At 71.1% G+C, this 25,429-nt stretch carries 23 protein-coding genes and 2 tRNA genes; 11 read left to right on the forward strand and 14 right to left on the reverse strand.

What is annotated here, in order from left to right; all coding sequences use genetic code 11:
• The first annotated feature begins 141 nt into the window (after positions 1-141).
• The 3 genes from ACIPPM_RS23475 to ACIPPM_RS23485 all read left to right on the forward strand — a co-directional run bounded on the left by ACIPPM_RS23475 (position 142) and on the right by ACIPPM_RS23485 (position 4,500).
• Positions 142-1,617, forward strand: a complete 1,476-nt coding sequence (locus ACIPPM_RS23475) for a peptidoglycan D,D-transpeptidase FtsI family protein (RefSeq protein WP_401451055.1) — start codon at positions 142-144, stop codon at positions 1,615-1,617.
• A gap of 170 nt (positions 1,618-1,787) precedes the next feature.
• Positions 1,788-3,767 (forward strand): Stk1 family PASTA domain-containing Ser/Thr kinase, encoded by a 1,980-nt coding sequence (pknB, locus tag ACIPPM_RS23480; protein ID WP_401451058.1) that lies wholly within the window; start codon positions 1,788-1,790, stop codon positions 3,765-3,767.
• Between the two features lie 106 nt (positions 3,768-3,873).
• Entirely contained in the window at positions 3,874-4,500 is a 627-nt protein-coding gene (locus ACIPPM_RS23485; protein ID WP_401451060.1) for a restriction endonuclease, read from the forward strand.
• Here ACIPPM_RS23485 and ACIPPM_RS23490 read toward each other — a convergent pair whose 3' ends face one another.
• The 5 genes from ACIPPM_RS23490 to ACIPPM_RS23510 all read right to left on the reverse strand — a co-directional run bounded on the left by ACIPPM_RS23490 (position 4,501) and on the right by ACIPPM_RS23510 (position 8,182).
• Positions 4,501-5,262 (reverse strand): class E sortase, encoded by a 762-nt coding sequence (locus tag ACIPPM_RS23490; protein WP_401451063.1) that lies wholly within the window; start codon positions 5,260-5,262, stop codon positions 4,501-4,503.
• Positions 5,263-5,294: 32 nt separating this feature from the next.
• The gene (locus tag ACIPPM_RS23495) at positions 5,295-6,401 is read right to left on the reverse strand and encodes a class E sortase (protein ID WP_401451065.1); all 1,107 of its coding nucleotides are present in this window, start codon (positions 6,399-6,401) and stop codon (positions 5,295-5,297) included.
• A complete protein-coding gene (locus ACIPPM_RS23500; RefSeq protein WP_401451067.1) occupies positions 6,398-7,039 on the reverse strand; it encodes an aminodeoxychorismate/anthranilate synthase component II in 642 nt (213 codons plus the stop codon). Before ACIPPM_RS23500 ends, ACIPPM_RS23495 begins: the two co-directional genes overlap by 4 nt.
• A complete protein-coding gene (locus ACIPPM_RS23505; protein ID WP_030805941.1) occupies positions 7,036-7,197 on the reverse strand; it encodes a hypothetical protein in 162 nt (53 codons plus the stop codon). Before ACIPPM_RS23505 ends, ACIPPM_RS23500 begins: the two co-directional genes overlap by 4 nt.
• Before the next feature lie 196 nt (positions 7,198-7,393).
• Entirely contained in the window at positions 7,394-8,182 is a 789-nt protein-coding gene (locus tag ACIPPM_RS23510; protein ID WP_401451069.1) for a DUF881 domain-containing protein, read from the reverse strand.
• A gap of 152 nt (positions 8,183-8,334) precedes the next feature.
• Here ACIPPM_RS23510 and crgA point away from each other — a divergent pair, with 152 nt between their 5' ends.
• Positions 8,335-8,589 (forward strand): cell division protein CrgA, encoded by a 255-nt coding sequence (gene crgA / locus ACIPPM_RS23515; RefSeq protein WP_030805947.1) that lies wholly within the window; start codon positions 8,335-8,337, stop codon positions 8,587-8,589.
• A gap of 283 nt (positions 8,590-8,872) precedes the next feature.
• On the opposite strand, the gene ACIPPM_RS23520 is transcribed toward crgA, so the two are convergent.
• Positions 8,873-9,781: a rhomboid family intramembrane serine protease gene (locus ACIPPM_RS23520; protein ID WP_401451071.1), complete on the reverse strand. Its 909-nt coding sequence runs from the start codon at positions 9,779-9,781 to the stop codon at positions 8,873-8,875.
• A gap of 133 nt (positions 9,782-9,914) precedes the next feature.
• On the reverse strand, positions 9,915-10,445 hold the full coding sequence (locus tag ACIPPM_RS23525; RefSeq protein ID WP_401451073.1) for a peptidylprolyl isomerase: 531 nt from the start codon (positions 10,443-10,445) through the stop codon (positions 9,915-9,917).
• Positions 10,446-10,723: 278 nt separating this feature from the next.
• Here ACIPPM_RS23525 and ACIPPM_RS23530 point away from each other — a divergent pair, with 278 nt between their 5' ends.
• The 3 genes from ACIPPM_RS23530 (at position 10,724) to ACIPPM_RS23540 (ending at position 14,209) form a co-directional block, all read left to right on the forward strand.
• Complete coding sequence (locus tag ACIPPM_RS23530) at positions 10,724-11,422, forward strand: DUF5324 family protein (protein ID WP_389003770.1); 699 nt, start codon at positions 10,724-10,726, stop codon at positions 11,420-11,422.
• Between the two features lie 409 nt (positions 11,423-11,831).
• Positions 11,832-13,625, forward strand: a complete 1,794-nt coding sequence (locus tag ACIPPM_RS23535) for a DEAD/DEAH box helicase (RefSeq protein WP_401451076.1) — start codon at positions 11,832-11,834, stop codon at positions 13,623-13,625.
• A gap of 2 nt (positions 13,626-13,627) precedes the next feature.
• Entirely contained in the window at positions 13,628-14,209 is a 582-nt protein-coding gene (locus ACIPPM_RS23540) for a hypothetical protein (RefSeq protein ID WP_401451079.1), read from the forward strand.
• 34 nt (positions 14,210-14,243) lie between these two features.
• Here ACIPPM_RS23540 and ACIPPM_RS23545 read toward each other — a convergent pair.
• Positions 14,244-14,316: transfer RNA gene (locus ACIPPM_RS23545), tRNA-Ala, on the reverse strand.
• A 180-nt stretch (positions 14,317-14,496) separates the two neighbouring features.
• On the opposite strand from ACIPPM_RS23545, the gene ACIPPM_RS23550 reads away from it, so the two are divergent.
• Positions 14,497-15,045, forward strand: coding sequence for a helix-turn-helix transcriptional regulator (locus tag ACIPPM_RS23550; RefSeq protein WP_030805968.1), 549 nt, complete (start codon positions 14,497-14,499; stop codon positions 15,043-15,045).
• Positions 15,046-15,129: 84 nt separating this feature from the next.
• On the forward strand, positions 15,130-16,434 hold the full coding sequence (locus ACIPPM_RS23555) for a protein kinase (protein WP_401451083.1): 1,305 nt from the start codon (positions 15,130-15,132) through the stop codon (positions 16,432-16,434).
• 29 nt (positions 16,435-16,463) lie between these two features.
• Here the strand turns inward: ACIPPM_RS23555 and ACIPPM_RS23560 are convergent, their stop codons facing one another.
• Together ACIPPM_RS23560 and ACIPPM_RS23565 are read right to left on the reverse strand one after the other, a co-directional pair.
• Entirely contained in the window at positions 16,464-17,756 is a 1,293-nt protein-coding gene (locus ACIPPM_RS23560) for a hypothetical protein (protein ID WP_401451086.1), read from the reverse strand.
• Between the two features lie 245 nt (positions 17,757-18,001).
• Positions 18,002-18,130, reverse strand: coding sequence for a DLW-39 family protein (locus ACIPPM_RS23565; protein WP_003999697.1), 129 nt, complete (start codon positions 18,128-18,130; stop codon positions 18,002-18,004).
• A 339-nt stretch (positions 18,131-18,469) separates the two neighbouring features.
• On the opposite strand from ACIPPM_RS23565, the gene ACIPPM_RS23570 reads away from it, so the two are divergent.
• Positions 18,470-18,859, forward strand: coding sequence for a DUF6344 domain-containing protein (locus ACIPPM_RS23570; protein ID WP_401451088.1), 390 nt, complete (start codon positions 18,470-18,472; stop codon positions 18,857-18,859).
• 204 nt (positions 18,860-19,063) lie between these two features.
• On the opposite strand, the gene ACIPPM_RS23575 is transcribed toward ACIPPM_RS23570, so the two are convergent.
• Entirely contained in the window at positions 19,064-19,252 is a 189-nt protein-coding gene (locus tag ACIPPM_RS23575) for a ferredoxin (RefSeq protein WP_401451090.1), read from the reverse strand.
• A gap of 472 nt (positions 19,253-19,724) precedes the next feature.
• Here ACIPPM_RS23575 and ACIPPM_RS23580 point away from each other — a divergent pair, with 472 nt between their 5' ends.
• On the forward strand, positions 19,725-23,789 hold the full coding sequence (locus ACIPPM_RS23580; protein WP_401451093.1) for an NACHT and WD repeat domain-containing protein: 4,065 nt from the start codon (positions 19,725-19,727) through the stop codon (positions 23,787-23,789).
• A 154-nt stretch (positions 23,790-23,943) separates the two neighbouring features.
• On the opposite strand, the gene ACIPPM_RS23585 is transcribed toward ACIPPM_RS23580, so the two are convergent.
• The 3 genes from ACIPPM_RS23585 to ACIPPM_RS23595 form a co-directional block, all read right to left on the reverse strand.
• Entirely contained in the window at positions 23,944-24,408 is a 465-nt protein-coding gene (locus ACIPPM_RS23585; RefSeq protein ID WP_401451096.1) for a hypothetical protein, read from the reverse strand.
• Between the two features lie 72 nt (positions 24,409-24,480).
• Positions 24,481-24,554 (reverse strand) — tRNA-Ile (locus ACIPPM_RS23590).
• A 110-nt stretch (positions 24,555-24,664) separates the two neighbouring features.
• The gene (locus ACIPPM_RS23595; protein ID WP_401451099.1) at positions 24,665-25,417 is read right to left on the reverse strand and encodes a DUF3566 domain-containing protein; all 753 of its coding nucleotides are present in this window, start codon (positions 25,415-25,417) and stop codon (positions 24,665-24,667) included.
• Positions 25,418-25,429: the final 12 nt, after the last annotated feature.

Consider the following 25,429-nt stretch of genomic DNA (forward strand, 5'->3'; position numbering starts at 1 on the left):
CGGGTCCCGCCGCGCCTTCGGCGCGTCCTTGTCCCCCGGCAGTGCACCTAGACTGTGGGCGGCCAAGGACGGGGTCCAGCCCCAGCGACACCGAGAGACCGAAGCGACAGGCGTCCCTGTCAGCTCGTGGAAAGGCCGGACGTGAACAAGCCCCTGCGCCGCATCGCGCTCTTCTGCGGACTGCTCGTCCTGGCCTTGCTGATCCGCGACAACTGGCTCCAGTACGTCCAGGCCGACAAGCTCCGCACCGCCGGGGACAACCGCCGCGTCGCCATCGAGCGCTACTCCGCCCCGCGCGGCGACATCATCGTGGACGGCGACCCGATAACCGGTTCCGTGGAGACCAAGGCCGGTGACTTCAAGTACAAGCGCACGTACAAGAACGGGCCCATGTGGGCGCCGGTCACCGGTTACTCCTCCCAGGCGTTCGACAGCACCCAGCTCGAGAAGATCAACGACGGCATCCTCACCGGTAACGACGACCGGCTGTTCTTCCGCAACACCCTGGACATGCTGACCGGCAAGCCCAAGCAGGGCGGCAACGTCGTCACCACGCTCAACTCCGCCGCGCAGAAGGCCGCGTACTCCGGGCTGAAGAACCAGGGCGGCAAGGGCGCGGTCGTCGCGCTGGAGCCCTCCACGGGCAAGATCCTCGCGCTGGCCTCGTACCCCTCGTACGACCCGTCGTCCTTCGCGGGTTCGCGGGACGGCGACGCGGAGGCCTGGTCGAAGCTGCAGAAGAAGAGCGACTCCGCCGACCCGATGCTCAACCGGGCGCTGCGCGAGACCTACCCGCCCGGCTCGACCTTCAAGGTGGTCACGGCCGCCGCGGCGCTGGAGAACGGCAAGTACGCCTCGGCCGACCAGAAGACCGACAGCCCGCTGCCCTGGGTGATGCCCGGCACGCAGACCGAGCTGAAGAACGAGGGCAACATCCCCTGCAAGGACGCGACGATGCGGGTCGCGCTCCAGTACTCCTGCAACACCGTCTTCGGCAAGATCGGCGCCGACCTCGGCAACGAGAAGATGCTCGACGAGGCCAAGAAGTTCGGCTTCGACGAGGAGCAGTTCACGCCGATCCGCGCCAACGCCTCGGTGTTCGCGAAGAACATGAACGACTCGCAGACCGCACTGTCCTCCATCGGCCAGTTCAACACCGCCGCCACCCCGCTGCAGATGGCCATGGTCGCCTCCGCGGTCGCCAACGACGGCAAGCTGATGAAGCCGTACATGGTCGACTCGCTCCAGTCCTCCAACTTGGACCCGGTGGAGAAGAACGAGCCGCAGGAGCTGAACCAGCCGCTGTCGCCGGGCAACGCGCAGATCCTGCAGTCGATGATGGAGACGGTCGTCAAGGACGGCACCGGCAAGAACGCGCAGATCGACGGCGTGACCGTCGGTGGCAAGACCGGTACCGCGCAGCACGGTGTGAAGAACAGCGAGAACCCGTACGCGTGGTTCCTCTCCTACGCCAAGCTGCCCGACCACAGCACTCCGGTCGCCGTGGCCGTGGTCATCGAGGACGACAACGCCGTGCGTGACGACATCTCCGGTGGCGGCCTCGCCGCCCCGATCGCGAGGAACGTCATGGAGGCGGTCATCAACTCCAAGAAGTGAACCCGCTCACGTGTCCTTCACATCGGCGCACGTTGCGGTACCGGTCCGGTATCGGGTTACCGGCTTGGCCAGGGCACACGGAGCGAGCCGGGTACGGTAGGCCCGGACGGCAGCTCCGGCCGCGCACACCCGTGCCGGCCGGGACCGACGGAGAGGGCTGGTAAGTAGCTATGGAAGAGCCGCGTCGCCTAGGCGGCCGGTACGAGCTGGGCCACGTGCTCGGCCGTGGTGGCATGGCCGAGGTCTACCTCGCGCATGACACCCGCCTCGGCCGCACCGTGGCGGTGAAGACGCTGCGCGCGGACCTCGCGCGTGACCCGTCCTTCCAGGCCCGGTTCCGCCGGGAGGCCCAGTCTGCCGCCTCGCTCAACCATCCCGCGATCGTCGCTGTCTACGACACGGGCGAGGACTACATCGACGGGGTCTCGATCCCGTACATCGTGATGGAGTACGTCGACGGCTCCACGCTCCGTGAGCTGCTGCACTCCGGGCGCAAGCTGCTGCCCGAGCGGTCGATGGAGATGACCATCGGCATCCTCCAGGGTCTGGAGTACGCCCACCGCAGCGGCATCGTCCACCGGGACATCAAGCCCGCCAACGTCATGCTGACCCGCAACGGCCAGGTCAAGGTGATGGACTTCGGCATCGCCCGCGCCATGGGCGACTCCGGGATGACGATGACGCAGACCGCGGCCGTGATCGGCACCGCGCAGTACCTCTCCCCGGAGCAGGCCAAGGGCGAGCAGGTCGACGCCCGGTCCGACCTGTACTCCACGGGCTGCCTCCTCTACGAGCTGCTGACCGTCCGTCCGCCGTTCGTCGGTGACTCCCCGGTGGCCGTGGCCTATCAGCACGTCCGCGAGGAGCCGCAGCCGCCGAGCGTGTTCGACCCCGAGATCACGCCGGAGATGGACGCGATCGTCCTCAAGGCGCTGACCAAGGACCCGAACTACCGCTACCAGTCGGCCGACGAGATGCGCGCCGACATCGAGGCGTGCCTCGACGGCCAGCCCGTCGGCGCCACCGCCGCCATGAGCACGGTCGGCTACGGCTACGCCGACAACCACGCCACCACCGCGATGCGGCAGGAGTCGGCCGGGGCGACGACGATGCTCCCGCCGATGAACGCGGACGACGGCGGCTACGGCTACGACGACCGGCCCGACCGGCGGCGCCAGCAGAAGAAGGGCAACAACACCTCCACGATCCTGCTCGCGGTCGCGGGCGTGCTGGTGCTCGTCGGCGCCGTACTGATCGGGATGGTGATGTTCCCCGGCAAGACCGAGAAGCCGTTCCCGGCGCCGAACTTCGCGGGCCACTCGGTCGACGAGGCCCGGAAGATGGCGGAGGCCACCGATCTGAAGCTGGGCGAGGTCACGCGCAAGCCGTGTGACAACCAGCCCGCGAACAAGATCTGCACGCAGGACCCGGCGGCCGGTACGGACGTCAAGAAGAACGACACCGTCAACCTGGTCGTCTCCACCGGAGCGCCCAAGGTGACGATCCCGAGCGTCATCGGGCTCTCCTTCGACGAGGCCCGGGAGAAGCTGGAAGGCGACGACTACCAGCTCAGGGTGAAGAAGGAGACCCGCGTCTCCAGCGACACCCCGGACAACGTGGTCGACCAGAACCCCACCGGCGGCAACCAGGTGCAGAAGGGGTCCAAGATCACCCTCACCGTCGCCAAGGCCGAGGAGAAGGTCACCATCCCGAACGTCGCCGGCAAGTCCTGCGACGAGGCGAAGGCCGACCTGCAGAACGCGGGCCTCGTCCCGACCTGCACCGACCAGCCCGTGCCCGACCCGGCGCAGAAGGACAAGGTCCAGGGCACCAACCCGGAGATCGGCCGCCAGGTCAAGAAGGGCACCCCGGTCTCGATCAACGTCGGCAAGAACGACACCCCGGAGCAGGTCCAGGTTCCCAACGTCGTCCAGTCGTCCCTGAAGGACGCCCGCAACGCCCTCCAGGGCGTCGGCCTCCAGATCCAGCCCACGGGACCGGGCGCGGGCGACGAGAACGCCACCGTCCTCACCCAGAGCGTCCCCCCCGGTACCGCAGCCAACAAGGGTGACACCATCACGGTGATAGCCGTGACCCAGGGCAACAACGGAGCCGGAGGCGGCGGAATCTTCGGCGGCCAGAACGGCTGACCCGCTCCACTCCGACCAACGGACAGTCCCCCGGCACCTGTGGGTGCCGGGGGACTGTCCCGTTTTCCGATCGTGCCCTCATATGCCCGCGGGTCGTTGACAGCGCATGATCGACGAAACCGTGCTCCTGGAATCCCAGACGCTGCGCACCAGCGTGCTGGACCGCACCGAGGTACTGGACCGGGTGAAGACCCTCTCCCTGCTTCCGGACGGCCTGCACGTGACGACCGCGATGGTGGCGACCTACTTCGGGGTCACCGTCGAGGCTGTGCGTCAGCTCAAGGCCCGGCACCGCAAAGAGCTCACCGCCAATGGGATGGTCACGCTCCAAGGCTCTGACCTGGCGGAATTTAAGCGTGACATCTTGTCACGCTATCCCGGAAGTTATCCACAGCCCCGATCCAGCCTCACTCTGTTCCCCCGCCGAGCCGTCCTCAACATCGCCATGCTGCTGCGCGACAGCGAGGTCGCCCGGCAGGTGCGTGCGTACCTGCTCGATGTGGAGCAGGCGTCCCGTGCCCGACTCGACGGCCCCGCGCTGGACGACCGTATCGATCAGCGGATCACGCACATCCTCGGCAAGACGGTCGTGCCGATGTTCAACGCGCTGATCGAGACCTCGGGCGAGCATCAGCGGGAGCTGGTGGCGATGCGGGACGGGGTGGGGCGGATCGAGCAGCGGCTGCGGACGCACCACGCGCGGTTGCGGCGGCTGGAGAGCCGCAGGGGGTGATCAGCGGAGTTCCGCCGGAGGTGTGCGTTTGCTGTCGACCTTCTCCGTGCGGACCAGTTCGGCCCAGACGACGTAGCGGTAGCGGCTGGTGTAGACCGGGGTGCAGGTGGTCAGGGTGATGTAGTGGCCCGGCTTGGTGCGGCCGGACTCCTTGGGGATCTGGGCGAGGACGTCGACGTTGTACTTCGAGGTCTCGGGGAGGACCGAGTAGACCTTGTAGACGTACCACTCGTCCTTGGTCTCGAAGACGACCGGGTCGCCCTCGTGCACCTTGTCGATGTTGTGGAACTTGGCGCCGTGGCCGTCGCGGTGGGCGGCGAGGGTGAAGTTGCCCTTCTTGCCGGTCATCGGGAGCACGGCCTTGGCCGGGTCGGTGTAGTAACCGGCCACGCCCTCGTCGAGGACGTCCGGGGAGGTGCCCTTCTCCACCAGTACCGTGCCGTTGCGCATCGCCGGGACGTGGAGGAAGCCGATGCCCGCCTTGGTGTCCAGCGCGCCGGGCCCGGTGTCGGAGCGCGCCCAGTGGTCGCGGACCTTGTCGGCCTGCTGGTCGGCGTGCCGGTCGGCGACGACGTTCGTCCACCACAGCGAGTACACGACGAACAGCCCGAGCACCGCCCCGGCCGTGATGAGGAGTTCCCCGAGGAAGCTGACCGCCCGTGCGACGGGCCCCTGCCCCCGCGGCGGACGCCCGCCCCCGCGGGACGCGGCCATGTGCTCTTCGGTGCCGTCGGCGGTCGCTGCCACAGATCCCCTGCCCATGTTCGGCTCTTCGGCTGGTCGGCGGACCGCCGCTACTGGATGAGCGCGTCCGGCTTGCCCTTGCTGCGCGGGCGTTCCTCGACCATCTTGCCCCAGACGATCAGCCGGTACTTGCTGGTGAACTCGGGCGTGCAGGTGGTCAGGGTGATGTACCGCCCCTGCTGGGTGAACCCGGACCCCGTCGGCACCGGATTCAGCACACTCGTGTTCGACGGCGGCGTCACCGGCAGCATCGACGCCACCTTGTACACGAAGTACTCGTCCTGCGTCTCGACCACGACCGCGTCGCCCGGCACCAGCCGGTTGATGTAACGGAACGGCTCACCATGGGTGTTGCGGTGAGCGGCGAGCCCGAAGTTGCCGGTCTTGTCGTACGGCATCGCCGTCTTCAGCGGGGCCTCGCCGTAGTGCCCGACCATGCCCTTGTCGAGCACGTTCTTGTTGCTGACGCCCTCCGCGATCGGCGCGACCACGTCCAGCTTGGGGATGTGCAGGATGGCGAACCCCTGACCCGGCTCGAACACCCCCGGCGCCCGCTTGCCGTTCGCCCAGTCGTCCTGGAGCTGGCTGGTCTCGCTGCCCGCCTCCGCGTGCGCGCGTACGTTCGTCCACCACAGCTGGTAGGTGACGAACAGCAGCATGACCACACCGGTGGTGATGAAGACTTCGCCGATCGCCCGGCTGATCAGGACGCCCGCCCCCGGCTTGCGCGCCCGCTCCCGCTGCCGGGCCTCCACCCGCGACAGCGGCCGCGCCGGGCTCGCCGCGGAAGCCGTCGCCTCCTCGCCTCCCCCGCCACGGCGCCCGCCACCCCGCTTGGCGGCCTTTCTACGGGCCGCGCGCCCCCCGGTGGCGGTCCCGGAGCCCGCGGCGCTCGCGGAGGCGCTCAGCGAGCCGTACGCGCCCTCCGGCCCGCCGGACACCCGCAGCGCCATCGTCCGGTCGTCCAGGGGGAGTTCAGGGCCCTCATCGCCGTACTGGTCGTACTGGTCGTGCTGGTTATATTGGTCGTACTGGTCCACGGCGGGCATCCGCGCCGTCCCCGGATCGCCCGCGCCCGCGCCCGCGAACGCCGGACCGTAGGACCCGTACGGCGCCCCGCCGTACCCGTCCTCGCGCTCCGGGCGCGGTGTGGTCACGCCGTGGCCCTGCCCACCACCGGGGCGAGCCCCGCCGACCTCGCCACCGCGTCCGCGTCGCCGCATTCCGCCAGCCAGTTGGCCAGCATCCGGTGGCCGTGCTCGGTCAGCACCGACTCGGGGTGGAACTGCACGCCCTCGACCGGGAGTTCACGGTGGCGCAGCCCCATGATGATCCCGTCCGCGGTACGGGCGGTGACCTCCAGCTCGGCGGGCACGGTGGCCGGTTCGGCGGCCAGCGAGTGGTACCGGGTGGCGATGAACGGCGTCGGGAGGCCCGCGAAGACGCCCCGGCCCTCGTGGATCACGGGTGAGGTCTTGCCGTGCAGCAGCTCGGGTGCCCGGTCCACCACCCCGCCGTAGGCGACCTGCATCGACTGCATGCCGAGGCAGACCCCGAACACCGGGACGCCGGTCGCGGCGCAGTGCCGGACCATGTCCACACAGACCCCGGCCTGCTCGGGGGTGCCCGGTCCGGGCGAGAGGAGGACGCCGTCGAAGTTGTCCTGGGCGTGCGCGGTGGTCACCTCGTCGTTGCGCAGCACCTCGCACTCGGCGCCGAGCTGGTACAGGTACTGGACGAGGTTGAAGACGAAGCTGTCGTAGTTGTCGACGACGAGAATCCGGGCGCTGCTCACTGGTTGTCCACCGTCACATCGTTGAAGGGCAGCAGCGGTTCCGCCCACGGGAACACGTACTGGAACAGGACGTAGACCGCGGCCACGACGAGCACGAGCGAGATCAGTGCCCTCACCAACGCGTTGCCCGGCAGATGCCGCCAGATCCAGCCGTACATGCCGTCCCTTCCGTTCCTCCACGGCTCCTGACTCACGCCGTACGGCACCAGACTAACGGCGCCGGGCCCGCCGCCGGCCTGCCCGGAGCCCACCTGGACTTACGGGGCCGGGCGCCGATCACCTCAATGACGGGCGGAACGGTTTCGCGCCGCGAACACGCGGTCGGCGGGTGAGCCGCGGCCACCTCACGCGCGGTTACTTCACCGGCGTCGCGTAGTGCAGGTCCACGGTGCCGGTGTAGCCGGGCAGGGTGACGGTGCCGTCGTCGGCGACGTCCCAGCCGAGGCCGTAGACATTGACGTACACCATGTAGTTCTGGATCGCCTTGCTCGCGGCGAGCGCCTGCTTGAGCCGGTCCGGGTCGCCCACGGCGGTGATCTTGTACGGGGGCGAGTAGACGCGGCCCTGGAGGATCAGGGTGTTGCCGACGCAGCGGACCGCGCTGGTGGAGATCAGCCGCTGGTCCATGACCTTGATGCCCTGGGCGCCGCCGTGCCACAGCGCGTTGACGACCGCCTGGAGGTCCTGCTGGTGGATGACCAGGTAGTCGGGCTGCGGGGCGGGATAGCCGGGGAGCTTGGCGGTGGCGTTCGGCGGGGCGTCGTCGAGCGTGACGGTGACCGCCTTGCCGGTGAGCCGCTCGGTGCCCGCGCTCTTCTCCAGCCCGCCGAGCTTCTCGTCCTGGGCCCGGGTGCTGCCGTCGTCGCCCTCGGCGAGCGATTCCACGCTGTGCCGCAGCGTGGCGTTGGACTCGTCCAGGCCCTGGTTCTTGCGGCTGCGCTCCTGGATCAGGTCCGACAGCTTCAGCAGCGAGGTGTCGGTGCGCAGGTCGGTGCCCTTGGCGGTATTGAAGCTGGTGACGAAGAGGAGCCCGGCCAGGGCGAAGACCCCGGCGGTGAGTATCCGTACCGGCCTGAAGCGCGCGCGGCGGGCCGGAGCGGGACCCATTGCTCCCGTCCCCTGGGAGTCGGCAGAATTGCTCAACGTACCCTTATCTCCTTCGGCGCCGCGGAAGCACTACGCTAACGGACGCCCGGGGGAGGGCTCGGTGTGCCCTTGCCGTCCCCTTGTACGCTGCCCCGAGCCCGACCCAGACACCTGCGCGGCCACGCAGCGCATCGACAGGAGAGACCCTCGTGCCGAAGTCACGTATCCGCAAGAAGGCCGACTACACGCCGCCGCCCGTCAAGCAGGCGCAGGCCATCAAGCTCACCAACAGCGCCTGGGTCGCGCCCGTCATGCTGGCGATGTTCCTCATCGGCCTGGCGTGGATCGTGGTGTTCTACGTGACCGACGGCTCGCTGCCGATCGACAGCCTGGACAACTGGAACATCGTGGTCGGCTTCGGCTTCATCGCGGCGGGCTTCGGCGTCTCCACCCAGTGGAAGTGACCGGGCTCCAGCCCCGGTCCCGCCGAGCCTGAGACGAGCTCTGCCCACGGCCCGCCGCTGAGTTATCCACAGGCCAACGAAGTATCCACACCCCCCTGGGGAAAAGGAATACGATCTGTGGATAACTAATCCCCGGTTGACGCCGACAACACCATCCGACGACCGGTTCTCCACCTCGCGCCCCCTGTCTGACCTGCGGAGTCACATCCGAGCGACAGGGGGCACAGCTGTTCCCGCACGGTATGCACAAGATCGGGCACAGACTGTGGACAACGGTTCGGGCTCAGGTGAGCTGAACGGTTCTCACCAGGGTGAGAACGGCCACCACGACGAGCACCAGGGCACACGCGCCGTACTGGACCAGCGCCCGCCGCTCGCGCGGGGCGTAGACCATCGCGTACCCCAGGACGACCCCGGCGACCAGGCCGCCGATGTGCGCCTGCTTGGCGATGCCCGGTACCTCGAACGTGATGATCAGGTTGACCACCAGCAGCACGATGACCGGCCGCATGTCGTAGCGCAGGCGGCGCATCAGCACGGCGGTGGCACCGAACAGGCCGAAGATCGCACCGGAGGCGCCCAGTGACGGCTGGCTGGGCGCGGCCAGCAGATAGCTCAGCGCACCGCCGGCCAGGCCGCAGACCAGATACAGCGTGAGGTAGCGGGCGCGGCCGAGGGCGGCTTCCAGCGGCCCGCCGATCCACCACAGGCTGAGCATGTTGAACAGCAGGTGGACATACCCGCCGTGCAGGAACATCGAGGTCAGCAGCCGGTAGTACTGCCCCTCGGCCAGACCCTGCACGCCCCCGAGGTGGGGGACGTAGGCCCGGCCGATCAGATCGAGCTGGTCGGTGAAGGCATCACCCAGGGAGAGCGAGGCCAGGAAGGCGGCCAGGTTCAGCCCGATGAGGATCTTGGTGACCAGCCGGGGGTCGCTGGTGAGGGTGCCGCCCGCGAGGGTACGGGGGCGGTTGTCCTGGCTCGCGGCGGGCACGGTGGCGCCCGGGCCGGGGGCGGGGGTGCCGCCGCGCACGCAGTCGGGGCACTGGAAGCCGACGGAGGCGTCGACCATGCACTCGGGGCAGATCGGCCGGTCGCAGCGGGTGCAGCGCACACCGGTCTCGCGGTCCGGGTGCCGGTAGCACCCGGGTACGCTGCGGGCGCCCGGGGCGCCTGCTGCGGCCTGGTCCATGAGATCCCCTTGTCCCTCTTGTCCCTCGCGTCGAGGCTGCGGGAGCGCGGCACCGCCCTCGCTCATCCTTACGGACGAGCGGGGCGTTTGGTTCCCTGTGCGGGATGCACCGGGGCCGACTCCGGCCACCGCCTCAGCTCTCGCTCTTCTCCACGACGACGGACTCGATGACCACGTCCTCGACCGGACGGTCGTTGCGGCTGGTGGGGACGGCCGCGATGGCGTCGACGACCTTCTGGCTCGCCGGGTCGGCGACCTCACCGAAGATGGTGTGCTTGCGGTTCAGCCAGGTGGTCGGGGAGACCGTGATGAAGAACTGCGAACCGTTCGTGCCCGGCCCGGCGTTGGCCATGGCGAGCAGATAGGGCTTGTTGAAGGACAGGTCGGGGTGGAACTCGTCCGGGAACTGGTAGCCGGGGCCGCCGATGCCGGTGCCGAGCGGGTCACCGCCCTGGAGCATGAAGCCACTGATCACCCGGTGGAAGGTGGTGCCGTCGTAGAGCCGGTCCGTGCTCTCGACGCCGGTGCCCGGGTGCTTCCAGGAGCGCTCGCCCTGGGCCAGTTCGACGAAGTTCCTGACCGTGGCCGGCGCGTGGTTCGGGAACAGCCTGATCTTGATGTCGCCGTGGTTGGTCTTCAGGGTGGCGTACAGCTGCTCGGCCACGATCTGCCTTCCGTTGTCTTTCCGTTCGCCTCCGATCCTCGCACGCCCGGGTCGGCCCGGAGCCGGGCGGGCGCCGGTGAGTTCGGGCCGGAATGAGCAGCGCCAAGCGGGGAATCGTGGCAGTGTCGTGGCCGGGGCCGGTTGCCCGGAATTTCCTGACTTCGACACAGATCGGCACCCGTATGCCCGTCCACGCATGCTGCGTGGGCCACGGGCAGGCATGATCCGTAACAGGGTGGACAGTCGAAATACCGTACGCCACCGAGGAGGAGGTTCCCGTGACCCGCATCGACAGCGTGCGCGCCGCGACCGGTTCGGCCAAGGACAGCGTGCTGCACGCAGCGGACGTGGTGGCGCCTTACGCCGACACGGCCAAGGAGCGCGCCGCGCATTACACGCAGGAGGCGCGCGTACGGCTGGCGCCCGTGGTCGCCCAGGCGGCCGACCAGGCCCGTCTGCAGTACGACGCCAAGCTCGCCCCGCAGGTGGAGCGAGCGCTCTCCCACGTGCCGCCGAAGGTCGATCAGGCAGCGCAGGACGCCGCAAAGCTCACCCGCAAGGCCGCCAAGCAGGCTGCCGATTACTCCCGTCCCGTGCTGGAGCAGGCCGTGGCCGCCGCCACCCCGGTGTACGACGAGGCCGCCGCCCGCAGCGCCGCCGCCTTCGTCGCGCTGCGCGGCAATGTCTCGGCCAAGGAGATCAAGAAGCTGGCCCGCCGCAATGAGCGCCGGGGCCGGACGGGCCGCGCACTGAAGTACGTGGCGCTGGCGAGCCTGCTCGCGGGCGGCGCCTACGCCGTATGGCAGTGGTGGGACCGTCAGGCCAACCCGGACTGGCTGGTCGAGCCCCCGGCCGCGACGGAGATGCCGGACGCGGCCCGTCTGCACTCGGTCGACGGCACCGGCCCCTCCGTACTGGACCCGGAGGTCCAGGCGAAGCAGGTCGAGGACGACATCGAGGGCGACGAGAACAGGTGACCTGACGCCCCGCGTCACGGGCATCGCACGCTGTTTCACGTGAAACAGCACCTCCCGAGGCCCACCCCCGTCCCCACGGCGGTGGAAAAACCCCTTCCGGACTGCGCTTCCGCAGCCTGGAAGGGGTTTTTCGTTTACCCGCACGAGAATTCTCCGACGATTTCCATTCGGTCGGTCCGGGCGAATTCCCACCCTCTCGCTCAAGAAATACGCGAACCCTGTCGGCGGTGCGAGACACGGTCCGGGCGGGGCAGAGCCTGGGGCAGGACACGGAATTCAGGCGAAGTCAAGCAACCGGATCAGGAATTGACAGGGCGCTGGGCGGCATGTCTTCGGCAGAATTGACACCCACCCCATGGCTGCCTACGGTCCGCTCGTCAGCTTTTCCGGAACGCGGCCGAAGGAATTCATGACCACATCCACATCGTGCGCGCGGCCGGACAGTCAGGCCACCTACCTGCCCGACCGGCACATGTTCGCCCTGTGGACCTGGGCCGACGGCGCCGTGAGAGCGGCCCCGCCGGTCGGTGACGTCGAGACCCTCCCCCTGGTCGTCCCGACGCCTGACCTCGGCAGGCTCGAGGTGTCCGACGTCGACTGCGTGCTGGTCGAGCCGGACCGCCTCGCGGCCGTCCCCCTCGACTCGCCGGGCCGGTCGGTGGACGTCTGGCGGTCGTGGATAGCGGGCGGCGAGCCCGCCCTGCCGATCGCCGCGCACGCGGTCCCCGACGCCACCGGTGTCGCCGTCACGACGGCGGAACACGCAGGCGGCGTCTTCCGCCGCACCACCTCGGTGGGGGCCGAGATGCGCACGGCGCTCACCGCCCGACTGCGCCCGTATCAGCTGCGCGGGGTGAGCTGGCTGCGCGAGACCCTCGACACGCACGGCGGCGCGGTGCTGGCCGACGAGATGGGCCTCGGCAAGACCCCGCAGACCATCGGCTGTGTCGCCGGACGCGCCGACAAGGGACCACAACTGGTGGTCTGTCCCACGTCGTTGGTGGCGAACTGGGCGCACGAGATCGCACGGTTCGCCCCCGGCCTGCGGACCATGACCTGGCGCGGCGGGCCGCTGCCCGCGGTGGACAGCGGCACGGTGGTGCTCACCGGCTACCCCACGCTGCGCACGCACGGCCCGGCCATGGCGGAGACCCGGTGGAGCACCGCGGTCTTCGACGAGGCCCAGGCCCTGAAGAACCCCCGTACACAGGTGTCGAAGGCCGCGCGTGCCATCGCGGCCGACGCGCGGATCGCCCTGACCGGGACGCCCGTCGAGAATCGCCTCGACGAGCTGTGGGCCCTGCTCGATCTGGTGGCACCGCACCTGTTCGGGAACCGGGCGCAGTTCCGCCGTCGTTTCGTGCGGCCGATCGCCGACGGCTCCCCGACCGCTTCCGCCCGGCTGCGCGGGGCCATCGAACCGGTCGTGCTGATGCGGAAGAAGTCCCAGGTGGCGGGGTCGCTCCCGCCCAAGATCCACGCCGATCTCCGCTGCGACCTCACCGAGGAGCAGGAGAGGCTGTACGACCGGCTGCTGGAGCAGGTCATCGACGACGGCTTCGGCAGTGGCGCCGAGCGGCGGGCCAGGGTGCTCGCCGTCCTGACCTCGCTGAAGCAGCTCTGCAACCATCCGGGCCTGATCACGGACGACCTCGGTGAGCTGTCGGGCAGGTCGGGAAAGCTCGACCTGTGCACCGACATCGTGGCGGGCAACCTGGACAGCGGCTCGCCGACCCTCGTCTTCACCCAGTACCGGCAGACCGGTGAGCTGCTGGTCCGGCACTTCACCGAGCGGTTCGGGGTGCGTGCGCCGTTCTTCCACGGCGGCCTGAACCAGGAGCAACGGGCCGACATCGTCAGCCGGTTCCAGGCCGAGGACGGTCCGAAGGTGCTCGTCCTCAGCCTGAAGGCCGGGGGCACCGGGCTCACGCTCACACGCGCGGCCGACGTCATCCACTTCGACCGGTGGTGGAACCCGGCCGTGGAGGCCCAGGCGTCCGACCGGGTCCACCGGATCGGCCAGACCCGCACGGTCACCGTCACCACCCTGACCACCGCAACCACCGTCGAGGAGCACATCGCCGCCATGCACGACCGCAAGTCCGCGCTGGCGGACATGGCCGGCCTGGCCGGGGTCGCCGAGCTGACCCGCCTGGACGACGACCGTCTCGTCGAGGTCCTGCGCAGGAAGCGAGCCTGCTGACCATGGCCGTCCACGACCACGGGTACACGAAGTGGGGCAAGGACTGGGTCCGGTTCGCGGAGTCGCTGCGCCAGACCCGTCCCGACCCCAGACTGCCGGGCGCGCGGCGCCTGGCGCGGGACGGGAAGGTGGAGATCACGTTCGACGGCCGGACCGTGCGCGCCGTCGTGCACCGGGGTCGCGGCACATCGGTGGTCACCATCGAGGTCGCGCCGATGTCCGAGGCGGCGACGGCCGAGATCTCCCGTCGGCTGAGCGGCAGCCGGCCCCTGCTCACCGACGAGCTGCACCGCGCGCTCACCGAGGCGGGCCATCCGCCCGCACCCGTCCTCGACAGCGTCGACTGCTCCTGCCCGGACGCCACCCCGAGGTGTGCCCATGAGCTGGCCGTCTACTACGACATGGCGCGGCGCGTGGACGACGATCCCCGCATCGCCCTCGACGTGCGGGGTTTCTTCCGCACCCCGGCGAGCGGCGGCCGATCGCCCGCGGAAGCGACGGCACAGCGCTGGACCGCTCTCAACTCCCTCGATCCGGCCGCCTACTTCACGCCGGGACGAACCAGCACGAAAACACCCCCCTGACCGCGTTTCCGCAGATCAGAGGGGTGCAATGGGGTGGAGCCTAGGGGAGTCGAACCCCTGACATCTGCCATGCAAAGACAGCGCTCTACCAACTGAGCTAAGGCCCCGGACGGGAACGACCGGCAGGAGAACGGGCTCCCGGCGGGCGTCGCAGACCAGAGTACCGGTTCACCCCCCGTATCCCGCAAAAAGATTGGGGGTCCCCGCGAAACACCCCGCTCCGTAGGATGCTCGACGTGGTTCGCTTCAGCGAACCTCGGTTTCTGGGGAAGCGATGGGGAGACGCAATGGACGCCGCACAGCAGGAAGCCACCGCGAGAGCGCGGGAGCTCCAGCGGAACTGGTACGGGGAGCCGCTGGGGGCGCTCTTCCGTAAGCTCATCGACGATCTCGGGCTCAATCAGGCCCGGCTCGCCGCCGCTCTGGGGCTGTCGGCTCCGATGCTGTCGCAGCTGATGAGCGGCCAGCGCGCCAAGATCGGCAACCCCGCGGTGGTCCAGCGGGTCCAGCTGCTGCAGGAGCTGGCCGCCCAGGTCGCGGACGGCAGTGTGAGCGCGGCCGAGGCGACCGACCGCATGGACGAGATCAAGAAGTCCCAGGGAGGCTCGGTGCTGAGCAACACCACGCAGACGACGAGCAGTTCGGGTGCGCCCACGGTCAAGCGCGTGGTCCGCGAGATCCAGTCGCTGCTGCGCTCCGTCGCCGCCGCCGGGGACATCATCGACGCCGCGGACACCCTCGCCCCGACCCACCCCGAGCTGGCAGAGTTCCTCCGGGTCTACGGCGCGGGCCGCACCGCCGACGCGGTCGCGCACTACCAGTCCCACCAGAGCTGACCCCCGGCCCGGTCCGGAGGGGGTCCGGCACCGGGCCCGGTCGTACGACCGGGGCAGCACACCAGGGGGAGGAGCTGCACGGTCATGGGTGAGGTCTTCGCGGGCCGGTACGAGCTGGCCGACCCGATCGGGCGTGGCGGTGTGGGCGCGGTATGGCGCGCCTGGGACCACCGCAGACGGCGCTATGTCGCCGCCAAGGTGCTGCAGCAGCGCGACGCCCACACCCTGCTGCGCTTCGTGCGCGAGCAGGCACTGCGCATCGACCATCCGCATGTGCTGGCACCGGCCAGCTGGGCGGCCGACGACGACCAGGTCCTGTTCACCATGGACCTGGTGTCCGGTGGCTCCCTGGTCCATCTGATCAGCGACTACGGTCCCCTCCCACCGGTGTTCGTCTGCACCCTGCTGGACCAGTTGCTGTCCGGCCTGGGCGCCGTGCACGCCGAGGGGGTCGTGCACCGGGACATCAAGCCCGCCAATGTGCTGCTGGAGGCCACGGGCACCGGCCGGCCGAGGCTGCGGCTGTCCGACTTCGGTATCGCCATGCGGTTCGGGGAACCCCGGCTGACCGAGACCAACCTCGTGGTGGGCACGCCGGGCTATCTGGCGCCCGAGCAACTGCTGGGGGCCGAACCCGACTTCCCCGGTGACCTGTTCGCCGTGGGCCTGGTCGCCCTGTACCTGCTGGAGGGGGCCAAGCCGGACGGCAAGGAGATCGTCCGGTACTTCCTGGAGCACGGGACGCCGGGTGCGCCCGCACGGGTGCCCGAGCCACTGTGGCAGGTGATCGCCACCATGCTCCAGCCCGACCCCGCCGCCCGTTTCCGCACCGCCACGGGTGCGCGCAAGGCGCTCGCGGCCGCCCGTGAGCTCCTGCCGGAGCCCGGACCCGACGACGAGCCGATAGAGATCTTCGACCAGCTCGGCCCGCTGCCCCCCGGCTTCGGCCCCGAGGGCCCGTACAAGGCCGCCGCCGCGGTGGACCCGCGCTGGGAAGGCCGGGCCCCCGGCACCCCGGACACCAGCGGCACCACGACCGACGCGCCGATCCCCCGCGCCTCCGTCACACCCCCGACCGCCGACCTCGCCACCCCGCGCCCGGCCGTCACCGTCCCGTCGATGTCCGACACGGGCAGCTTCCACCTCCCGCCCCCACGGCCGCCGCGCCCCGCCACCGACCCGCAGACCGCCGCGTACACCGCCCGCGACCCGCGCACCCCTCCCCCCAGTCCCCCCAGTCCGCCCAGTCCTCCTAGTCCCCCCAGTCCCCTCAGCCACCGCGCCGCCGTCCACCCGCGCCCCGGCCCCCCGGCCAAGGTCGCCGTACCGGTGCTGCTGCTCGCGCTGCTCTGTTACGCCGTCGGCGTCTGGGCACTGGTCCACGGCTGAGCGAGTCCGCTCCGGCCAGTGCCGGGCCCTCACACCCTCGGCTTCCGGGCACTCGCCCGCGACCGTCGGGCCAGCAGCGTCCAGCCGCCCAGCCCCAGCACCAGTGCGGTACCGGTGCCGAGGCCGCCGTAGGCGAGTGCCCGCATCGTCGGGTCGCCGCTCCCGGTGCCGCCGGTGGCCGTGGCCTGCCCGTCCAGCGCGGTCAGGGTGAAGAGGCCCCCTGGTTCGGGGCGCCCCCGGTACTCCGGCCCGGCGTGCGCCTCTCCGTCCACCCGCACCCGGAGGGTCACGTCGAAGGGGCCGGTGCCGAAGGAGTCGGCCATGCGCTCGCTGAGGTGGACGACCAGGTAGTAGTCACCGGCGAAGCGGACCGCGTTCTCGCCGCTGGGTACGGCGTAGCGGTTGGTGTACTCGACCGGGGGCACCGGTGCGAGGGCCGCGGCGCGCCGGGTGCCGGTGTAGCCGAGGGCGACGTCGGTGACGGGGCCGCGCGCCGGGTTCAGCAGGGAGAGGGTGAGGGCGCCGCCGACGTAGCCGTGGCCAGTGGCGGTGGCGGCCAGTTCGGCTCCGGCGTTCACCTGGCGGCCCCAGCCGACCGGGACCCTGTAGAAGAGGGTGTCGCCGGGGGCGAGCCGGGTGCGCCAGGCGCCCTGGCCGAGGGAGGTGGCGGTACTGAAGCCGTCGCCGCCCCGGCGCTCCCGCGGCTCGTCACCGGGCGGCTCGGGTGTGGCGGAGTTCCAGGAGCCGGGCGGCGCGGACGGCGCGGCCGCCGCTAGGGCGGGTTCGGTGGCGGGGGCCAGCTCCAGGTCCCAGCGGTCCGGGGTGGAGTTCTTGGCGTCCAGCCGCTCCACCACCAGGAAGTACACAGCGGCGCTCGCACACAGCGACTTGCCGGTGTCCCGCTGGCCGACCGCCGTGACGGGACGCGGGCTGAGTCCGGCGCCGAAGGACGCGGAGGAGTAGAAGCAGGGGTTGCCGTCGGCGTCCTGGATCGAGACCCGGATGCCGTCGGTGGCGGCGACGATCGCGCCGCGCGGGGGTACGGCGGTGACCGGGACGTAGACGTTCGCCGTGGCGTCGAGGGTGAGGTGGTAGTAGAGGCGGCCGTGCGACGGCAAGGAGCTGCGGTAGGTGCGGCCTGCCAAGATCGACTTCGCCCCGTCGGCGTCCGGCGAACCCGCGACGCTCTCGGCACCGGGGGCGAAGCCGTACCCGGTCCCGCGCGGTGCGGCGAGCGCTTCCGTGGCCGGTGCCCAGGCGAGGGTCCACACCACGGCCCCCGCGCACAGCGCCCTCACCGTGTTCCGCAACCCCCGCCGCATGCGCCGCCCCTGCCCCTAGGTCACCGTGACCGGGCCCATCCTGCCCGGAGCCGCTTGCGCCATCAGGGTTTTTCGCACGGCCGTCCGAAACGCCCGCGAACACCCGCGCCCCCGGCACGAGACGTACCGCACGCACCGAGGTCCGGCAACTCGAAGAGACACGGACAGACAGGGAGACACCCGGAGACACACAGAACCCCGGCCGCTTCAGCGACCGGGGTTCGTTCAGATCGTGGTGCCGGGTTTCAGGAACCGGTGGGCACGGAGTCGGTGGCCTCCGTCCACAGGTCCTGCTCGGCGCGATCGGCCTGGATCTGGCGGTACACAAGGAGACCGCCGATGGCGGCCAGTGCGACCAGGAGCAGCTTCTTCACCGCGCGACCTCGTCTTTCGTTGACGTAGGGGACCTCTGGAGCCCGACTATACACACCGGCCGAGACCGATCGGTGACCTGTGCCGGGCCCCCAACTCCCGCTCCCAGGCAGGCGTTGCGGCGCCCCTCCGCCATCACGGCCGGAGGGTGAGCACACCCCCACAGACGGTTGCGTTCCTCCCGTTGCGAGGCGTCTTCAGTGGTTTTCCAGCCCCTTGCACCCATCCGTGTGGTGTTCATCTGAACATCGACGCGCCACGGGCGTCGGTCCACCACTTCGCGGCCCGCATACACATCATGAGGAAAGTACGCAAATCGCCCAACCTGAAAGTGAGGGGTTATGGCCAGGAACAAGGTCATGACGCTGTGGACCGCCATCGCCACCGCCTTCCTCGCGCTGTGCACGGCGCTCGGACTCGTCACCGCGACCGCCCCGGTCGCCTCGGCCCGGACCGAGAGCCCGAGTCACGGCAGCACGGAGCACAGCGCCCCCGAGGCACCGGCGGCCACCAGCCACCAGGTCTGGCCACAAGCCAGGTCCCTGCCCCCCACGATGAAGCAGCGCATCCGGGCCGAGGCCCACGGGAAGTCCCCCAACTGCCGGAACCGCTCACTGGCCGGACGGGAAGCGGGCACCCTCGCCCCGCACCGCGTCAACGCCCCGGACCGCACCGAGACCACCCACCGGCAGGAGAGCACCGAGCAGTACGCGTCCCACCTCGACTGCTGAGCCCGAAGCCGGGCATCCAGTACCGCGGACGTCTCGACACATTGGCGACTTGCGTACCCGACCGTCGACACGGAACGCCCCCCGGCCACCGGCCTGGGGGCCCGCACCACGTCCGCCGCGTCTCCCCGGCAGTGCTCAGCCCACGTCCGCCGCATCTCCCCGGCGGCGCTCAGCCCACGTCCGCCGTGTTCGCCCCGGCGGCGCTCAGTCCCCGAGCAGCACGGCCTGCGAAGGGCACTTCTCCACGACCTCGCGCACCAGCGGATCGTCGCCGGAATTCTCCCGGCCCGGCCTGACCACGCCGTATCCCTCGACGAAGTCGAAGACCTCGGGAGCGCGGTACGCGCACTCGGCCGAGCCGTAACACGCGTCGCGGTCCACGGACACCTTCATGCGGCCTCCCCTGCTCGCCCGCTCGTACGGGCAGCCCGGCGCGGCGGGCCACCGGCGGCCCGCGTCTACGACGACCCTGCCCCTGTGACGCCCGCCCGAACCGGCGGCGCGGGCAGGGCCCACGCCGCCGCCCGCCCGGCACCGGTCCCTCCCCTCGTGGGGACCGGTACCGAACGGAGCGGGGGGTCTTCGTCCCGTGCCGTGCCGGTGTGCCCGGCACGGACGGACGGATCTCATGGCGTCCCGCCACGCCGTGACCGCATCCCGGCGAACTTTGACCGAGAACGTTCGGCGCCCGGCGGGGCCTTCTCCCGGAGTCGGCAGGTGGCCTGTCCGGACGGTGTGTGACAGCTCCGCTACCGCGATGTGATCCTGCCATCTATGGCAACCGGCGAGGAGGTCCGGACCACCGAACCAGGGCTTTCCCGCAGGTCAGCCGTATAGGGTGAGTTTTCCGGTCCGGACGCATCAGATGGGGGAAGTGAGGGGTGGGACCTTGGGTTCCGACTCAGGGGCACGCACAGCCTTCGCCGAACGCCTCGCCCTGCTGTACCGGGAGGCCGGGAACCCGCCCCTGAAGAGCGTGTCCGAGGCGGTCGGCCGACTCCAGCGGGTGGACGAGCGGGGACGTCCCGTAAGGGTCTCCGCGCAGCGCATCAGTGACTGGAGAAGGGCCAAGAACGCGCCCGCCCAGTTCGCCGCCCTCGCGGCCGTCCTGCAGATCCTCATCCCCGAGGCCCGCCGCGCCAGCCCCGCCCCGGTCTCCAGCGGCCTGTACGACCTGGCCCAGTGGCAGCGGCTGTGGGAACGCGCCCTGGCCGACCCGGTGGGCGCGCGCCCCGAGAGCCCCGCCGCCGAACCTGCGCCGGCCGAGTCCCCGGTCTGCCCGTACCGGGGCCTCGCCTCCTACCGGCAGGAGGACGCCCGCTGGTTCTTCGGCCGGGAGCGCGGCACGGAGGCGCTGGTGGCCCAGCTGCGCGCCACCGAACACGGCGGGGGACTGGTGATGCTGGTCGGGGCCTCGGGTGCCGGAAAATCGTCCCTGCTCAACGCGGGCCTGATGCCCGCGCTGGAGGAGGGGGGCGCGCACACGGTCCGCCAGCTCGTGCCGGGCGCCGATCCGCTGGGGGAGCTGACCCGGCTGATCCCGGCTCTCGCCCCGCTCGCCGCCGAGGCACGGGCCGCCGAGGACGAGGAGACGGGCACCCCCGGTCTCTCCCGGGCGATACGGGAGGCGGTCACCGAGTGGGCGCTCGGCCACCGGCCACCGGGGACGGCCCTCACCATCCCCGGCCCGCGCACCGCACCGGAGTCCCCGGCCCCCGCACCGGAGCCCGGTGCCCGCGGGGCGGCCCGGCCGGTGCTGATCGTGGACCAGTTCGAGGAGACCTTCACCCTCTGCCCGAGCGAGGCCGACCGCCGGGCCTTCGTCCAGTTCCTGCACGCCGCCTGCACCCCCGGCCCCTCGGGCCCCGCCCCCGTCCGGGTCGTCCTCGGCATCCGCGCCGACTTCTACGAGGAGTGCCTCGGCTACCCCGAACTCGCCGACGCCCTCCAGCACCGGCACATGGTGCTCGGCCCGCTGACCACGGCCGAGCTGCGCGAGGCGGTGAACGGTCCGGCCAGGGCCGTCGGGCTGGAGCTGGAGGCGGGGCTGACCGAACTGATCGTCCGCGAGGTCAGCGCCGACGGCCCGCGCGGCGCCCATGACGCGGGCGTGCTCCCGCTGCTCTCCCACGCCCTGCTCGCCACCTGGCAGCGCCGCAAGGCCGGCCGGCTGACCGTGGCCGGATACCGGGCGGCCGGCGGCATCCAGGGCGCGGTCGCGGCCACCGCCGAGCGCGCCTGGTCCGGACTCGACCCGGCCGCCCGCACCGCCGCCCGGCTGCTCCTGCTGCGCCTGGTCCGGCTCGGCGAGGACACCCAGGCCACCCGCAGGCGCGGCACCCGGCGCCAGCTGGCAGCCGAGTCCACCGACCCGGACAAGACCGAGGAGTCGCTGGAGGCGCTGGTCCGTGCCCGGCTGGTCACCCTCGACGCGGAGACCGTGGAGATCACCCACGAGGCGCTGCTGCACGCCTGGCCCCGGCTGCGGCACTGGATCGACGACAACCGGGGCGACCATCTGCTGCGCCAGCGTCTTGAGGAGGACGGCCGGTCCTGGGAGGACTCCGAGCGCGACAGCTCCCTGCTCTACCGCGGCTCCCGGCTTGAGCAGGCGCGCGGCTGGGCAGAGTCGGCCGGGGACACCTACCTGACGCGGGGCGCGCTGGACTTCCTGGCCGCCTCGGTACGGCTGCGCAGGCGCACGGTGCTGATCAGCCGGGCCGCGGTGGCCGCGCTCACCGTGCTGGCGGTGCTGGCCGCGGGGGCGGCGGTGGTCGCCTGGCAGCAGCGCAACGACGCGGTGTTCGAGCAGGTCCTCGCGGAGGCCGACCGGGTCCAGCACACCGACCCCTCGCTCGCGGCGGGCCTCGACCTGGTGGCGCACCGGCTGCGCCCGGACGACGAGGGCGCCTACAGCAGGCTGATCTCCATCGTGAACGCCCCGCTCGCCACCCCGCTGACCGGCCACACCGGCGCCGTCTACCTGACGTCCTTCAGCCCCGACGGCAAGACCCTCGCCACCGCCAGCTACGACCGCACCGTCCGCCTGTGGAACGTCGCCGACCGGGGCCGCCCGAAGCCCCTGGGCGCCCCGCTGCACGGCAACCGGTCCTGGGTGAGCAGCGCGGTGTTCAGCCCGGACGGGCACACCCTGGCCAGCGCGGGCGACGACGGCACGATCCATCTGTGGGACGTCACCGACCCCGCGCACCCCCGGTCCCTGGGTTCGCCCCTCACCGGCCATGACGGCACGATCTACCTGGTCGCCTTCAGCCCGGACGGCCGCACCCTGGCCAGCGCGGGCGAGGACCGCACCGTACGGCTGTGGGACGTGGCCGATCCCCATCGGGCGAAGCCGCTGGAGGCGCTGCGCGGGCACAGCGCGCCGGTGCGCTCGGTGGCGTTCAGCCCGGACGGGCGGACCCTCGCCTCGGCGGGCGACGACGACACCGTGCGGCTGTGGGACGTGGCCGACCCCCGGCGTCCCGAGGCCCGGCGCGGGGTGTTGCGGGGGCACACCGATCTGGTGCATTCGGTGGCGTTCAGCCCCAATGGCAAGGTGCTGGCCAGCGGCAGCGCGGACGACACCATCCGGCTGTGGAACATGGCCGACCCGGACCGCCCGGCCGCGCTCGGCTCACCGCTCACCGGACACACCGGGCCCGTGTGGTCGGTGGCGTTCAGCCCGGACGGGGGCAGGCTCGCCGCGGCCAGCGCCGACTCCACGGCCAGCCTGTGGAACGTCACCGACCCCGCCTCCCCGTCCCAGGTCGGCGAGCCGCTCGCGGGGAGCAGCGGGGAGATGTACGCGCTCGGGTTCAGCCCGGACGGCCGGACCCTCGCCACCGGCAGCGGCGACGGCAAGGCCCGGCTGTGGGCGGTGCCGACCTCGGACATGACCGGCCGCGGCGCCGCGTTCCGCCCGGACGGGAAGGTGCTGGCCACCGCCGCGCGGGACGGCCGGGTCCGGCTGTGGCGGGTGACGGCACCGGGGCGGCCGGTGGCGCTGGGCGCCCCGTTCATGCCCGCGGACGGCGGTCAGCGCACCCTGATGTTCGCCCCGGACGGCCGCACACTGGCCGTGCTGAGCGGCAACCGCTCGGTGTACCTGTGGAACGTGTCCGACCCCGGGCGTCCGGTGGTCGCCGGGCCCCCGCTGAAGCTGATGACCCGCTTCATGGGCGCCGACGCGCTCGCCTTCAGCCCCGACGGCCGCGTCCTGGCCACCGCCTACGACGACCACCGCTTCCGGCTGTGGAACGTGTCCGACCCCGCCCGTCCGGCCCCCTACGGAGCGCCCCTGGCCGGGCACCGGGGGTACATCAACGCGCTGGAGTTCACCCCGGACGGCCACACCCTGGCCAGCGGCAGCGCGGACGGCACGATCCGGCTGTGGAACCTGGCCGACCCGGCCCACCCGGTGCCGCGCGGCCACCCGCTCACCGGCCACTCGGGCCCGGTCAACGCGCTCGAGTACAGCCCGGACGGACACACCCTGGTCAGCGGCGGCGACGACGACACGGTCCGGCTGTGGGACGTCACCGACCCCGGCTCGGCGGGCCCCGTCGGACACGTCCTGACCGGGCACACGGAGTCGGTGACCTCACTGACCTTCAACGCCGACGGCCACACCCTGGCCAGCGGCGGCAACGACAACACCGTCCGGCTGTGGGACCTCACCGACCCCGGCTCGGCGGCGCCCATCGGCCAGTCGATGAGCCCGTACGCCAAGACGGGCAACTTCCTCGCCTTCAGCCCCGGCAGCCACGTCCTCGGCGTCTCCAGCGGCGCGGACACGGTACGGCTGTGGAGCCTGGACGCGGACGAGGCGGTCCACCACATCTGCGCGGTCACCCGGAACGTCCTGACCCCGCAGAAATGGCACGAGTACCTCCCCCGCCTCTCCTACGACCCGCCGTGCCCCCACTGACCCACCAAGATCAGCCAACTCCCCCACCGTTCAACCCCGTTGGCCCCGCAACGCGCCCAACCTTGTTACCCTTGGCCATAGCCCGATCGCTGGTGCATCCCCCGTCGCCAGCGATCGGGTCTTTCGCGTGCCCGGCGCCGCGCAGACCTGGAGCTCAGTCCCCTGAAGACCCGAAGAAGCCGACATGCGTCGGTCGGCCATCGGCGTGCAGCACCACATGGACACCGGTCCAGCTCATCCGGTGCTCGCCGAGCAGAGTCGCGTCCTCGCCACCGGGACGCCCGGACTCCAGCACCTCGTACGCCCGAGCCATCGCGTCCTCGTACTGACGCACGCTCGGGCGGTCCGTGCCGAAGTGGTGGACGAGTCGCGCGGCGGGCAGCGGACGGAACGTGAACCTCTTCGCCGCCCCGGGCTTCCCGGCCACGCGCCGCACGTCCAGGATCGAATGCGTCCCCTCCTCCGCCATGAACTCCTCGTCGGCATACAGCTCCGCCCGGCTCCCGTACTCCTCGCCGTCGCCGTACAACTCATGGAAGACCTCGTCCTGCAGGGCCTCCAACGTCGCCTCGACGCTTCCTCGGTACGGAGTGACGTAGTCCCACCCGCTGGCACCCATGAACCGCCCCTTTGCCCTCGTCGCAGACGACGAAGACCCCCAGCCGATATCGACTGGGGGTCTTCGAGAATGTGGGGCTAACAGGATTTGAACCTGTGGCCTCATCCTTATCAGGGATGCGCTCTAACCAACTGAGCTATAGCCCCGCCCGCGCTTTGCGGGGTGACCCGCGCGCTGACTCCTGAAGATTAGCGCACGACCGGGGCAGTCCCAAAATCGGTTGTCGGGGGATCGACGACCGAGGTGGGAGGCACCCTCACTCGTCCTCCGCCAGCGTCAGTTCGACGCCGCCCACGAAGCCCGCGGAGAGGTTGTAGATGAAGGCGCCCAGCGTCGCCAGGGCGGTGGCCAGGACGACGTCGATGACCGCGATGATCGTGGCGAACATCAGGACGTGCGGCAGGGACAGGTACGCCTGGAGGTCGAAGCCGGTCGCCTCGGTGGCCCCGGTCGCCTCGGAGATCGTGCCGCCCACGGTGGAGAACACGCCCATCGCGTCCAGCACCATCCACAGCACCGCCGACGCCACGATCGTGCAGATGCCGAGCGCGATGGAGAGCAGGAAGCTGACCTTCATCACCGACCACGGGTCGGCCTTGGCCACCCGCAGCCGCGCCTTGCGGGTACGCGGCGCCGTGCCCACACCGGAGCGCGGACGGCGCACCGCGCCCGCGGGCGGCTGCGCCGCGTACGCCTGCGGCGGGTGGTAGGGCCCGGCGGGCTGCTCGGGGCCACGCTCACCGGGCAGCGGGGAGGCCGCCATGCCCTCGGTCGCAGCGGCCTTGGCCTGGGCGCCACGGGTGTCCGTCACGGTTCCCCCCTGGGAACTCGAAGAATCAGGAGTAGAAGCAGCAGAAGCATCGGCCGAGGCCGCCTGCGGGCCGGTCGCGGTACCGGCGCTCCCCGCGCCCCGCTTCCGCCCCGCCTTCGCGGCGGAGCCACGGCCGCCGCCGTCCGTCTCCGTACCCGTTGAGGTACCGGCCGATCCGGCGCCCGTGGCTCCGCTCACGTGATTCGCTCC

The organism is Streptomyces sp. NPDC090119 (assembly GCF_044747085.1).
Lineage (GTDB): Bacteria > Actinomycetota > Actinomycetes > Streptomycetales > Streptomycetaceae > Streptomyces.